Here is a 12,694-nt window from a genome sequence, read left to right as displayed (position 1 = left end):
GCCTCGGCGTCCGGTTTTTTTTCGCCTTCGTTCGCGCGACCGCGTCTCGTCAGATGAACATCCCGCCCGACACCTCGACGCGCTGCGCCGTCATCCAGCGGTTGCCGTCGGAGAGCATCGCGGCGATCGCGCCGCCTATGTCGTCCGGCAGGCCCACGCGCCCGAGCGCCGTGTTCTGCGCGACGAATTCGTTCACTTCCTGATCGTCGCGCACGACGCCGCCGCCGAAATCCGTTTCGATCGCGCCGGGGGCGATGGCGTTGACCGTGATGCCGTGCGGCCCCAGCTCCTTCGCGAGATAGCGCGTCAGCACTTCGATGCCGCCTTTCATCGCCGCATACGCCGCGTAGCCCGGCAGCGCGAAGCGCGTCAGTCCGCTCGATACGTTCACGATGCTGCCTTCCTCGTGCAGGAACGGCAGCAGCGCCTGCGTCAGGAAGAAAGGCCCCTTCAGGTGAATGTTCACGAGCTGGTCGAACTGCTCGGGCGTGGTGTCGGCGAAAGCCGCATGTATGCCGATTCCCGCGTTGTTCACGAGGAAATCGAAGTTCGTGCGTTCGAACGATTGTTCGAGCGCCTTGCATACTTCGTCCGCGAAGGCGCCGAAGGTTTCGCTTCGGGCGACGTCGAGCGGCAGCATCGCGCACTTGCAGCCGAATTCCTCGATCTCGCCGGCCACGGCTTCGGCCGCAGCGGCGTCGCTGTGCCACGTACCGATGATGCCCACGCCCTGCTGCGCGAGCTTGAGTGCCGCGCTGCGGCCGAGCCCGCGGCCCGCTCCCGTGATGACTGCGACTTTCGCGCTCATGGTTCCGTCCACTGGCTGCTCCTTTGGGTTCGTCCCGCGAGTTGCATTCCGCGAGTGGTAACTCGCGCATTGCATCGGGGTGACTACAGCACTTTAGGACGACGCGGCCCGCAATGGAAACGTTGCGCGATGTTCCCTGGAGCACCGCATCGGGCGCGTGGCTTGCTTCGAAAAGACCACCGTAAGCATCCGAGGAGAAACAGCGATGACAGCGCAAACGAATTCGAATGCAAAAGACCAGACCGGCTCGACGTCAGGCTCGGGCGACCCGATCGGACTCGAGCGGCCTTTTCGCCTGTTCGCCGTGGAGCAGCGCGTGCTGGCGCAGAACGTCGATGGCAAGGTGATCGACATCGGCGCGATGGAATCGAAGGGCGGGGAATACTGCGCGCGCCTGGACGTGGACGACATCGCGGTCGAGCCGAAGCGCAGCCCCGAGCTTGCGCTGAAGGCGCTGGTCGACAAGCTGACCTTCGACTATCTCGACGGCCTCTTCACGAGCGAAGGCGAAGCCGAGGTGGCGGGCCGCCTGCAGGATTTCCCGAGCGTCGAGTTCGAACTGGAAGAACCGCTGCCGCGGGATATGGTGGATCGAACGCCGCCGCATCTCTTCTGACAGAGCGCTCGTTGTTGCGACCCGTGCGCGGAAAACGCATTCAAAAATACTGGATGGTCGGCGTTGGTTCACAAAGCCAAGGTCGACCGGCTCTTGAGCGTGTCCGGCGACGCGCTCCTTCTAGCAGATGTCATTCAGCGGCAGATTCTTCTGTGTGAATCTTGCATGCAGAATGCCCTCACGTTCCGACCGGGAGTGAGCGCAACTGGTCACGCAGAGAAGGGAATGCATCCAAAAAGCTGGACGCGCCGAGCCTGTTCGCAAGGCTGATGTCCACCGTCTCGTTGAGCGCGGCTCCGGCGACGCGCGGCTCTTTCTTGCACACGTCTTCGAGCAACGGATTCATCTTCGTGAATTCTGTATACGAGTCGATCGGTTCGCACGAGTAAGCCTCTTTCGGAATCTCGATCGGCTTGTCGAACTGAAGTCCGTGCAATTGCCCCTTTTGCCGCAGCCATTCCGCCGGAATCAGCGGCAGCAGATCGGCGGGATCACGCGGCGGGCTCAGATAGCCGCCGCCCACGTTCGCGTGCGCGCCCGCAAACCATCGCTGCTCGAGCGGCAGCGTCCCGCGGTCTTCGGTTCCCTTCGTCCAGAGCGTAGGCTTGTAGAGCGAGCGGAATTCGTTTGCCGCTATCGCGTGGTAAGCCGCGCGGGTGGTGTTGGCGAGCGTGGTGTCGTGGAAGTTGTAATAGCTGGAAAAGCCCGGCACCGGCAGGCCGCCGATAGGAATGCCGAGTTCACCGACGGTATCCCACACGCCGATGAACGCGACGTCCACTTCGCGCGCGAACTGCTTGCGGTACGCCCGCACGGAGTCGTCGGATGGCCCGACGCCCTGGTCGCGATAAATGCCGTACGCCTGATCGATGGACGCATCGCTCCAGTCGTTCGACAGACCGCATTTGCGGATGAGGCCGGCCAGGCTGCGTGCTGAGTAGGCGCCGCGCGAGAAGCCGAAGATATAGATCGATGCATCGGGTCTGTATCGCTGGCAGAGCCACGCGTAGCCGCTCTTGATGTTCGTGGAGAGGCCGTCGCCGAACGCGCCGCCGAGAAACTTGTTCGCCAGCGCGAAGAGCCCGTTGCCCTGTGTCCCGACGCCCGGCACGTACAGCGTCTCCTGATTGTCGGTCTCGGGCGCGAGCTTGTAGAGCAGGTAGGCGTTGGTGCGGTCGTTCGGCTCGTTCCAGGTGCCGTCGAAGAAAATGGCGAGTCTCATGGCGAGCGTCTCCTGAACGTAGCCTTTCAGCTAAGGGATAGGAGATGCCCGCGCCGCCCGCAAGGCCGCCTTTGCATGCAACATGCAGACGGCGCGGCGACGCTGTATTTTGGCGGATACGGGAGAGGCTCGCGATCGAGCATCGACGCACGCATCCCGTCTTCCTGCGGAGGTGAATGATGAATACCAAACGCCTGACAGCTGTCGCCCTCATCACGGGCGCCATGCTCGCGAGCGGGGCGGCGCATGCACGCGACGATGGCCCGCGTTTCGCGCAGGATCGTCTCGATGCACTCGTCGCTCATCATGCGCAGGCGAGTCGGCACATATCGGATGGGCGTGAAAAGCCGACGCCGCCCGAGCGCCGCGACGCACCAAAAGACGCTTCCTGAACGTAGTTGCGTGGTTAGTTAGTCCCGTTGCTTCGCCCGATGCAACGGGCGGAAGGCTCGTGCCTGAGCGTCCGAGACTGAAAATGGTATGAGAATTGCTGCCGGCCCCGAGGCTCCGCGGCCACCGCGCCGACGATCCTTCTCGCTGACCTCACTCAAGGCCATATGAACCGGACGACACCGACCAGCAAATCAACGAAAGCCCTATCCATCGCACTGCTCAGCGCGACATTCCTCGCGGCGGGCTGCTCGGGCATCGGCCCCACGCGGCTGAAGGCCGACCAGGTCGACTACGCCCGCGCCCTCGGCGACGCGCAAAAGCGCGAGATCCTAGCCGCCATCGTCGGATTGCGTTTCGCCGATGCGCCATCGTTTCTCACGGTGAGCAGCATCATCGCCGCATACACCTTCGATGCAACGGGCGGCGCAATTTTGAATGCAGGTTCCGGCGCACAGCCGAACTACGCGCAAGCCTCGGGCAGCGTCTCGTATTCGAACCACCCGACGTTCACCTTCACTCCGACCACCGGCGACGCGTACGCCAGCGCGTATATTCGCCCGCTGTCACCGACGCTCGTGCTGCCGCTCGCGGAAAGCGGCATCCCGGTCGACTTGTTGCTGCGCATCACCGCCCAATCCATCGCGGGCCTGCAGAACGGCAACGCGCTCGGCGGCCCCAACGCGTCGGGCGCGCCGGACTTCTTCCTGTTGATTCAGGCGCTGCGCCGTCTGCAACTTGCCGGCGAGCTGAATGTGGAAACGCGCGATCAGGATCATCAGCCGCGCATCTTCATGACGCTAGGCGCGACGCGCAGCGGCGCGAACAAGCAGACCGTCGACGACCTCGCGCTCGTGCGCAGGCTTCTGCACCTCTCACCCAAAATGAAGACCTACGAGATCGTGTACGGACAGTCGGCGGATCACGATCGCATTCCGATGGTCACGCGCTCGGTGCTCGGCATCCTGACGGATCTCGGCGCGCAAATCCCGGTGCCGGATTCGCAGGTCGGCAGCGGGGCGACGAAGCCGACGATCGGGCTGATCGGCGGAGAAACGCGTCCGACGATCGTCGTGAAAGTCGGCGAGAAAGCGCCGCCCGACGCCTACGTCAGCGTGCTTTACGACAAGTCGAACTACTGGATCGACCGCGCCGACTTCGATTCGAAGTACGCATTCACCGTGGTGCAGAACCTGATGGCGCTCGGCGAGGTGACGGATACGGCGAAGGCGCCGGTCGTGACGATTCCGGCGAACTGATGCCCGGCATTTTGCATGCGCCGTGATGCATGCAGAATGCCGGCCGCAATCTGTCCGCATATGCCTAGGCTGACGCTCGCGTTCAGCCGCAGCGACGCGCGAGTCGAAGCGTTGCTTCCCGAAAGGCGCCGCTAATCTTGAAGCGGACGCGGCCGGGAAAGCTCCGCGACGCGGGTTGCCCGCTCACTTAAACCTCGCCGCGCGCACTCGGCATCTATCATGCAGCGTCTCGCATGCAGAATGCCGGCGGCAGCCTGTCCGCATACGCATACGCATACGCTGACGCTCGCGTTGAGCCGCAGCGACGCGCGTTGCCCGCATACCTTAACCTGGCCCGCGCGCCCTGCATTCTGCATGCGGCGTGTTGCGTGCAGAATGCAGGGCGCAACCTGTCCGCATAGGCATACGCTCCCGTTCAGCCGCAGCGACGCGCGGGTCGAAGCGTTGTTTTCCGGAAGGGGCGGCTGTCTGGAAGCGGACGCGAGCGCAACTCCGCGACGCGCGTTGCCCGCAGACCTTAACCTCGCCCGCGCGCCCGCATTTCGTATGCGGCGTGTTGCATGCAGAATGCCGCCGCCTGTCCTCGCGCGTGTGACGCCGCCGTTCCCCGACCAGCGACCCGTGCCTGCACGCGTCGCTTTCTGAAGGGAGCCGTCAGCAGCAACGCACACGCGGGCAGAAAAAAGCTCGTCGACGCGCGTTCCTCGCAGACCTGACCTCCGAAACCCGTGACATCGCACTCAGCAGTACTGCGCCCGATCTGCGCGACTGCCTTCCACAGGCGCACACCCTTTTCGAAAGCCCGCTCGGCCGCGAACCTACCGCGACAAGCAAGTCTCAACCCCGCCCACGCCCCCGGCAAACCATAAAGTACTGCGAACTAACCCACCAAGGCGCGTGCGGCACCGGACTGGTATGCACGGCATCGACAACGAAGCGCTCGCTCACAAGCGCGCGAAGTTCGCGAAAGTCGAAGCCCTTGTGCGTCGTGCGCGGGTTCGCCGGCCGGATCACGCGCATGCCGAAAATTGACTTCAGCAGTTCCGCGGGCGTGTATTCCGACTTCAGCGTGCGGCTGCGAATCATCCAGTTCGACACCTTCGCCGCAATCGCGAGGCCATACATGATCGGCACTGAAATGACGAGCGCGCCGTCCGGCTTCAGAATGCGCGCGGCGTCATCGAGCAGCGCGTCCAATTCGCGCGGATAGAGATGCTCGCAGACCTCGAAGGCCGCCAACACGTCCACGCTATGCGATGCAACGGTGTCCAGCGACTCCGCATACTTCACTTCGGCGAAGGCGGGTGCCATGAACTTGTCATGGCCGATCAACGTGATGTCCCGCCGCGACTCGCCGAGCGTATGCAGAAAAAGGCCCGGTCCCGCGCCGAAGTCCAGCACGGTTCCTCGTGCGGGGCATAGACCGGTGACGAGCTCGGTCGCCATGGTCATGCGCGTGCGATGCGCGAAGCGCGCGAGCGGATTGATGGAGTTGACGGTTTGTTCTTCGTACGAGATTTCGCGCATGACAGAGTCCCCGTTGTTATCACTCTTATCGGACCGGCCGGGTCCGTATCTCGGCGCAGCAAGCGTTTTTTTCGTCGTTTTCGGCGATATTGCCGGGACGCGCGGACTCGTGCAATCGGCGGCGGTAGGCGTTAGACGCCGAACTTCTGCCGCCGCCCGCCATCGCCGCGGGCAACGAAAAGCGGCATCCACGCTACACCCAGAGCCAGATGCCGCATGCGATCAGGGCCACACTCCAGAGCCAGTCGACGTTGACCCAGCCCGTGCGCAGGAAAGCAAGGCCGGTACGCTCGTGCAGCGACATGGCGGCCAGCGCGATGACCGCGATCACAGCGAGCATCGCCACGGTATGCACGGACAGCGCGAGCGCGCCGGCCTCGAACGCGGCTGCCGACGATGCGCCCACCGCGCCCGCTGCACGCGCGCCTCCGCAGAACGGCAGCAGGGCGGGCACGAGCATGAGACCCGCGCCGTGCGCGCTGGACATGACGAACGACCATAGCGCGAGACCCGCGAGACCGGTCCGCATGCCCACTGTCGGCCGTCCGCGATGCCCGCGCCACGCACGCCACACGCCCCAGCCGATCAGACACACGCCCGAGCCGCGCGCAAGCGTCTGATGGCCGACCACCGAGCCGAGCGTCAGCACGCCCGCGAGCACCAGCGCCACCGATACCGCATGCCCGAGCGCAATCGGCACGAGCGACACCAGCACCACGCGCCTGCTATGCGCATAGAGACCGAGTGCGAGCGCGAAGAGCCAGCCCATCGCGGGATTCACGCCATGAAACGCGCCGAGGCCCGCCGCCGTGAGCCAGAGCGAGGGCGGAGCGGCATTCATGAGATGGCGTCTCGCGCAAGCATCAAAGACAACTCACGGATAACAATAGGAGTCCGAAGAACAATCGCCGCCTTGCAACCGGATCTGATGCGGGCGATGTCCCTTGGGCCAGTCGATGAAAAACTTCTCGTCGATGGCGAGGCCGCCGTCCGGACCCGCGTCGAGCTTGACCATCCATCCGTCGATGCCTTCGGGGTAGAACTGCGCATCGACCGCGCCGTAGAGCGAGTTGGTGAAGTACACGCGTCGTCCGTCGCGGCTGACTTCGACCATCTGCGGGCCGCCGTTGAGCGAACCGTTCTTCGCGCCCGCATGCGTCGCGCGCGCGACCACGCCGCCGATGCGGACCTTGCCTGTGAGTTTCGGCGCGAAGGGGTCGGACACGTCGTATTGCAGCATGTCGCCCGTGCCCCAGCATGACACGTAGAGAAAGCGGTCATCCATCGATAGATCGATGTCGGACACGAGCGGCGGCACCGCGCCGAAGCCCTGCAAGAGCGGGGGCAGCACCGACGCATCGGCGGGCTCGGCCGGAATATCGATCACTTTCTTCACGGCCCATTTGTCCTTGTCGCGATACCACGTCCAGATCGACGAAGACAGGTCCTTCAGGCTGATGACGCAATTGACGAAGCCATACGCCTTGGTCGGATCGTGGGCGGGCCGCAGTTCGAAGACGAGTTGATACTCGTCGCCGAAGTCGATCTCCTGAACATGCTTGCGCTTCGTGAAGTCCCAGAAATGCAGCTTGCGCCCGTATTTCGCGCCGAGCAGCAGTTCGGGCACGAGGCCCTCTTCGAAGGTGTCGGGCGTGCCCCATTCGCTCGTGACCATCGTGTCGTAGCCGAGATGCCACCAGCCGTCGTAGGCCAGTTGCTGCGGTCCGCGATCCACTTCCCAGCGGCCCAGCGGATCGAAGCTCTGTTGATCGAGCATGAGCACGCCGCCCGGCGCCTTGCCTCCGGCGTTGCCGAGCGCGGTGACATAGATGCCGCCCGGTCCGCAATGAACCGTGTGCGGACGCGTATAGCCCGTTTTCTCGGCAAGTTCTTCAGGCTCGATCGTCTTCACGATGACCGGATTCTTCGGGTCGGGCTTCGTATCGACGATATGAATCCGCGACGAACGCAGTCCCGGCACGACGAGATAGCGCCGCTCCATATGCGGATGCGGCGCGTTCGGGCACAGACACGAGGAGCATGCGTTCCAGCCGAAGTGATGCAGTTCGTCGCCCGCGTCGGGCATCGCCAGTTCGCCGACGATTTGCGCATAGCTCGATGAATCCGGGTCCACATCGACGACGGAGAGCTTGTCCGGACTCTTGCGCTCGGGATCGAACGTCGCGACGTAAGCGAGCGTTTCGCGGGGCGCCTTCGCGGCAAGACGCGGGGAAGGGTAGAAGCTCGGGTCGGGTTTCCATGTCGCCATGTCGTGTCTCCCTCATGCGGTCATCTGCACTATAGGACATGGTTTGAGCGCGTGCGGCGGCTCGCATATAAGGGATTGCGCAATACAAAGCTGTCGCGCCGCGATCCCGTCTGCCTTAGACTGGGCACTTCTCAAAGAGGACGGTTCGACGGATGTTCAGCTACGTAGGCGGCTGCGTGCTCTTCGCCGCACTGTTACACGCGACCTGGAACGCGATGCTGCACGGCAACGCGGACCGCTTCCTCTCCATGACGTGGATGAGCGTCTGCATCGGCATCGTGTCCGTCGTGGCGATTCCGTTCCTGCCGTTGCCCGCGAGCGGCGCGTGGCCGTGCATCGTGGCGTCGGGGCTCGTGCATATCGGCTATAACATGGCGCTCGTGCGTGCCTATCAGGGCGGCGACCTCGGCGCGACGTATCCCATCGCACGCGGTTCTTCACCGATGCTCGTCGCACTCGGCGCGGCGTTCTTCGCGCGCGAGCATCCGGGCGCGCTCCCCGTGGCGGGCATCGTGCTGGTATCGGCGGGCATCGTGTGGCTGGCGTTGCAGCGCGGCAATGTGTCGGGAAAGGGCGCGTTGGCCGCGTTCGTCACCGGCGCGACCATTGCCGTCTACACCGTGATCGACGGCATCGGCGTGCGCGCTTCGGGCCACGCGCTCTCCTACACGGCGTGGATGTTCGCGTTCTATTTGCTGATGCTGCCGCTTTTCATCGCGCTGCGAGGGCGGCATGCGTTGCGCGCGCCCGCCGCCATCGTCGCGCAAAACGTGGCGGGTGGGCTCGTATCGGTGGCCGCGTACGGCATCGTCATCTGGGCGATGCAGTTCGGCGCGATGGGCGCGGTCTCCGCTCTGCGCGAAACGAGCGTCGTGTTCGCGGCGCTGATCGGGCGCATCTTCCTCGGCGAGCAATTGACGGCGCAGCGCCTGCTGGCCTGTTGCGTGATCGCGGCGGGCGCGGTGTGCATCGGCGCGTGAGATTCGCGTGTTCTGCGGCGGCGCAAGCACCTACAATGAAAGCGTTGCCCCTCGAGCCCGAAGGAGGTTGCGATGACCGAGCCGATGATCAGCTTGATGGTGGGAGTCGTCGTGGTGCTATGCGCCATCGTGATTCTCGTCATGCATCACAAGCATCCGAACATTCATCCGCCGAAATCGCGCTGGCTGGACACGCATCCGCCGCGAGACTGGACGCATCGCAGGCACTGAACGAGCGTGCGGACGCAAACGGCGCCGGCCGCCGCCCGGCGCTGGTTCTATCAACGCCGCGGGCCTTTCATCGCTTCGGCTTCCATTGCCGCGTGCCATTCCTCGCTGCTTTCGATCGGGTCCATGACATCGTCGATGAAAGCCGAAGCCCGTTCCGCCACCGAGCGCGCGTCATCGTCCGCGACTTCATTCATCGCGCTTTCTTCGTCGGGCGGCTCCAGCATGTCGCGCAGCATCGCGCGCAATTCGGGCGTCTTCCACGGCTCGCCGCGCTGCTTTTTCTTCTTGATGTAGTGCCTGACTTCGGCGTCCTGCTCGGGCGTGAGCGGTAGCCCGCGGAACGTGCGGCTCGCGTCTAGATCGATCATTCCAGCCTCCTCGCCCGATGCACGCGTGCGACCGGGCGCCCTCAGTGTAGTCCCGTTTCTGCCGATGGATGCGCTGCATCGAATCGCATGAAGCCGACGGCTCGCGCCACGCCGCATGCGTCGTATAGAATGGCCCGCTTTTCCGAACAACATCGAAAGCGCCGCCATGTGGTTCAAGAATCTTCAGCTTCACCGTCTTCCCGTTCACTGGACCGTCACGCCCGATCAGATGCAGCAGTGGCTCGCGCCGCTTGCGTTCAGCGATGCATCGAGCATCGAAAACGAGCGGCGCGGCTGGGTCTCGCCGCGCGGCGACGATGCGCTCGTCTACACCGTGAATCGCCAGATGCTGCTCACGTACCGCGCGGAGAAAAAGCTCCTGCCCGCATCCGTGGTCACGCAGTTCACGAAGGAACGCGCGCTGGAACTGGAGGAGCAACAGGGCTTCAAGCCGGGCCGCAAGCAGATGCGCGAACTCAAGGAGCAGGTGACCGATGAACTGCTGCCGCGCGCGTTCAGCATTCGCCGCGATACGCGCGTGTGGATCGATCCGGTGCATGGCTGGCTCGCCATCGACGCGGCATCGGCCACGCTCGCCGACGACATCATCGGCTTGCTGGTGAAGTCGGTCACGGACTTGCCGCTCGCGAGCGTGCGGGTCGCGCGCTCGGCCGTGTCGGCGATGACCGAATGGCTGCTGACGGGCGACGCGCCCGCGGGCTTCACGCTCGATCGCGATACGGAACTGCGTTCGGCGGGCGAGGGCAACGCGACCGTGCGCTATGTCGGTCACGCGCTGGAAGCGGAGGACATGCGCCGCCATATCGAAGCGGGCAAGCAATGCATGCGTCTTGCAATGACCTGGGACGACCGCGTGTCGTTCGTGCTCACGCCGTCGCTCACGCTCAAGCGCGTGAGCCCGCTCGACGTCATCAAGGAAGCAGCCGATCCCACCGCCTCGAACGACGACGAACGCTTCGAATCGGATTTCCTGCTGATGACCGGCGAACTCGCGCGCCTTTTTGCGGCGCTGACCGAAGCGCTCGGCGGCGAAGAAGACCTGCGCGCGGCTGCCTGACGCGCGATCGCGCAGAAGAGCGCAGTTATGAGGCCGCCGACGCGAACGCGTAGCCGTTCTTGCCGTTGCGCTTGACGGCGTACATGGTTTCGTCGGCGGCGGCGACGAGCCGCCAGTAATCGGTCACGCGATCCGGAAAGCTCGCAATGCCGATGCTCGCGCGCACGAGCGACAAGCCCATGCGCGTGTCCGTTTCCGCGACGCAATGGATGATGCGCTGCGCAATGGCCGCCAGTTCCAGATCGCTAGAAAACTCCCTGACCAACACCGCGAATTCGTCGCCGCCGATGCGCGCGACGATATCGCTGTTGCGCACGGTCTGCCGAAAACGACGCGACACCGCAATCAGGAATTCATCGCCGATGCGGTGCCCGTGCGTGTCGTTGACGCGCTTGAAGCCGTCGAGGTCGATATACAGCACGGCGATGCGCTTGGCTTGCGAGCCGTCGGCGAGCGCTTCCGCCGATTCCTCCAGCGCAGCGAAGAGCTTGCGGCGATTGGGCAGGTCGGTCATCGCGTCGTGCAGCGACGCGTGCTCGAATTCGCTGGAGATGCCGACGAGCTGCCGATTGCGTTTTGCATACATGCCGAGCGCCGTGATGAGCACGCCGAACACGACCGCCGACAACGCAATCAACGTGTGCGACGCGCTCACGATGCGCCCCCGCACGTCGCTGCTCGCGCGATCGCGTTGATCGCGCCAGTAGGCGTCGGCGGAATCGAGCGCGGCGCTCGCCTGGTTGAAGTCCGCTGCCGCCGATAGCGCGGATGGCGGCAACGCCGGCGCGGGCGTCGGACTCGACGTGATGAGCGCGTGCAGGCTCGTGAGCCGCGCGGCCCACTCGATGCGGGCCTCGCGGTATGCGGCGCGATGTTGCGGGTCGGTGGCGGATGCGTCCTTCAGCGCGATCGCGGAAGCGCGCGCCGCGTCCGCGCGGTCGACGGCCTGAAGCACCAGCCCGACGTATTCCTGCTGAAGCTGCGCGGAAAAAATCCCGCGCACCTGATACGCGAGAAAGAGCAGGCCGACGAGAAGACACAGCAACGCGGCGGCGGCCATCGGCGCGGGGCCGGGCATGCGCAGCCGCCCGGCCTGCTTGCGGGCCTCGTCGAGCGCGCGTGCGGCGCGCGCCGCGAGCGCATGCGTCGCGCCGTGCTCACGGACGGGAATATTCCTCTCGCTGGCCGGATGTGGCATTGCGTCGATAGCTCACTCGATGAAAGAACGCGCCCACGCGGGCAAAGAGTCCGGGCTCGGCCCTGGCACGCGACGCCCGATGCCGGGCAGCCTCTTTCGCTTGCGCCGTGCGCACCGGCTGGCCGCTTGCGCCGCGATTCGGGCGATTCGCCGCGACCGTCTGCGACGCGGGCCCGGCCGCCGTTCGCGTTGGCGACGCCGCATCCTGCGATGCACCAGCGACGGTCGCGGCTGTGGCCACCGGCGCGACCGCGACGGGGCCGAGGCTCGTGGTGTCGGAGGTGTCGGCGGGCGGGTTGTCGGCGAGCGCGGTGGTGTCCGAGTGCGCCGCGACGAGGCTCGCGGTGGGCGGCGGCTGCACGACACCCGACGACAGCGTTTGCGCAGGCGGCCCCGCGGCGATCACCGGCTGGTCGATGCCGAGCGTGCGGCGCGCGCTCGCCATCGCTTCGGTGTAGACGCGCTGGTCGTGGTTGAACCACATGCTGTAGGCGACCGTGCCGAGCACGCCGATGCCGAGCGCGCTGGCCGACGCCATCCAGAGCGCGAGCCGCCCGAAGCGCAGGGGCGCGCGCGGCGCGTCGAGATCGTCGTCGAAGTCGAGCGCGGTCTCGGACGCGGCAAGCGGTACGGATGGATCGTTGGGGGGGGGGGGGGGGGGGGGGGGGGGCGGGGCGGGGGGGGGGGGGGGGGGGGGGGGGGGGGGGGGGGGGGGGGGGGGGGGGGGGGGGGGGGGGGGGGGGGGGGG

At 65.3% G+C, this 12,694-nt stretch carries 14 protein-coding genes; 6 read left to right on the top strand and 8 right to left on the bottom strand.

The features are described from left to right. Window positions 1-49: 49 nt before the first annotated feature. The gene (locus NCR35_RS08835) at window positions 50-808 is read right to left on the bottom strand and encodes an SDR family NAD(P)-dependent oxidoreductase (RefSeq protein WP_250534079.1); all 759 of its coding nucleotides are present in this window, start codon (window positions 806-808) and stop codon (window positions 50-52) included. A gap of 205 nt (window positions 809-1,013) precedes the next feature. Here NCR35_RS08835 and NCR35_RS08830 point away from each other — a divergent pair, with 205 nt between their 5' ends. Then, window positions 1,014-1,424: a hypothetical protein gene (locus tag NCR35_RS08830; protein WP_250534078.1), complete on the top strand. Its 411-nt coding sequence runs from the start codon at window positions 1,014-1,016 to the stop codon at window positions 1,422-1,424. Window positions 1,425-1,602: 178 nt separating this feature from the next. Here the strand turns inward: NCR35_RS08830 and NCR35_RS08825 are convergent, their stop codons facing one another. Next, window positions 1,603-2,646 carry a T6SS phospholipase effector Tle1-like catalytic domain-containing protein gene (locus tag NCR35_RS08825; protein ID WP_250534077.1) on the bottom strand — a complete coding sequence of 348 codons (1,044 nt, stop codon included), beginning with the start codon at window positions 2,644-2,646 and terminating at the stop codon, window positions 1,603-1,605. A gap of 176 nt (window positions 2,647-2,822) precedes the next feature. Between NCR35_RS08825 and NCR35_RS08820 the strand changes: the two genes are divergently transcribed. Together NCR35_RS08820 and NCR35_RS08815 are read left to right on the top strand one after the other, a co-directional pair. Further along, window positions 2,823-3,038, top strand: coding sequence for a hypothetical protein (locus NCR35_RS08820; protein ID WP_250534076.1), 216 nt, complete (start codon window positions 2,823-2,825; stop codon window positions 3,036-3,038). Window positions 3,039-3,203: 165 nt separating this feature from the next. Then, on the top strand, window positions 3,204-4,295 hold the full coding sequence (locus NCR35_RS08815) for a hypothetical protein (RefSeq protein ID WP_250534075.1): 1,092 nt from the start codon (window positions 3,204-3,206) through the stop codon (window positions 4,293-4,295). 837 nt (window positions 4,296-5,132) lie between these two features. On the opposite strand, the gene NCR35_RS08810 is transcribed toward NCR35_RS08815, so the two are convergent. From NCR35_RS08810 to NCR35_RS08800, 3 genes are all read right to left on the bottom strand, one after another. Next, the gene (locus NCR35_RS08810) at window positions 5,133-5,822 is read right to left on the bottom strand and encodes a class I SAM-dependent methyltransferase (protein WP_250534074.1); all 690 of its coding nucleotides are present in this window, start codon (window positions 5,820-5,822) and stop codon (window positions 5,133-5,135) included. Window positions 5,823-6,015: 193 nt separating this feature from the next. Further along, window positions 6,016-6,663: a hypothetical protein gene (locus NCR35_RS08805; RefSeq protein ID WP_250534073.1), complete on the bottom strand. Its 648-nt coding sequence runs from the start codon at window positions 6,661-6,663 to the stop codon at window positions 6,016-6,018. Between the two features lie 33 nt (window positions 6,664-6,696). After that, on the bottom strand, window positions 6,697-8,091 hold the full coding sequence (locus NCR35_RS08800; protein WP_250534072.1) for a selenium-binding family protein: 1,395 nt from the start codon (window positions 8,089-8,091) through the stop codon (window positions 6,697-6,699). A 152-nt stretch (window positions 8,092-8,243) separates the two neighbouring features. On the opposite strand from NCR35_RS08800, the gene NCR35_RS08795 reads away from it, so the two are divergent. Beyond that, window positions 8,244-9,071: an EamA family transporter gene (locus NCR35_RS08795; protein ID WP_250534071.1), complete on the top strand. Its 828-nt coding sequence runs from the start codon at window positions 8,244-8,246 to the stop codon at window positions 9,069-9,071. A 72-nt stretch (window positions 9,072-9,143) separates the two neighbouring features. After that, window positions 9,144-9,302 (top strand): hypothetical protein, encoded by a 159-nt coding sequence (locus NCR35_RS08790; protein WP_250534070.1) that lies wholly within the window; start codon window positions 9,144-9,146, stop codon window positions 9,300-9,302. A gap of 50 nt (window positions 9,303-9,352) precedes the next feature. On the opposite strand, the gene NCR35_RS08785 is transcribed toward NCR35_RS08790, so the two are convergent. Beyond that, window positions 9,353-9,670, bottom strand: coding sequence for a hypothetical protein (locus NCR35_RS08785; RefSeq protein WP_250534069.1), 318 nt, complete (start codon window positions 9,668-9,670; stop codon window positions 9,353-9,355). A 166-nt stretch (window positions 9,671-9,836) separates the two neighbouring features. On the opposite strand from NCR35_RS08785, the gene NCR35_RS08780 reads away from it, so the two are divergent. After that, window positions 9,837-10,748 (top strand): recombination-associated protein RdgC, encoded by a 912-nt coding sequence (locus NCR35_RS08780; RefSeq protein WP_250534068.1) that lies wholly within the window; start codon window positions 9,837-9,839, stop codon window positions 10,746-10,748. A gap of 25 nt (window positions 10,749-10,773) precedes the next feature. Here the strand turns inward: NCR35_RS08780 and NCR35_RS08775 are convergent, their stop codons facing one another. Both NCR35_RS08775 and NCR35_RS08770 read right to left on the bottom strand, forming a co-directional pair. After that, on the bottom strand, window positions 10,774-11,832 hold the full coding sequence (locus NCR35_RS08775) for a diguanylate cyclase domain-containing protein (RefSeq protein WP_502801666.1): 1,059 nt from the start codon (window positions 11,830-11,832) through the stop codon (window positions 10,774-10,776). Window positions 11,833-11,905: 73 nt separating this feature from the next. Continuing rightward, the gene (locus NCR35_RS08770) at window positions 11,906-12,484 is read right to left on the bottom strand and encodes a hypothetical protein (RefSeq protein WP_250534067.1); all 579 of its coding nucleotides are present in this window, start codon (window positions 12,482-12,484) and stop codon (window positions 11,906-11,908) included. Window positions 12,485-12,694: the final 210 nt, after the last annotated feature.

The sequence above is a fragment of the Caballeronia sp. AZ10_KS36 genome (assembly GCF_023631105.1).
Lineage (GTDB): Bacteria > Pseudomonadota > Gammaproteobacteria > Burkholderiales > Burkholderiaceae > Caballeronia.
Note: the sequence above shows the minus strand (reverse complement) of the source record. Positions and strands in the feature narration are given on the sequence as shown.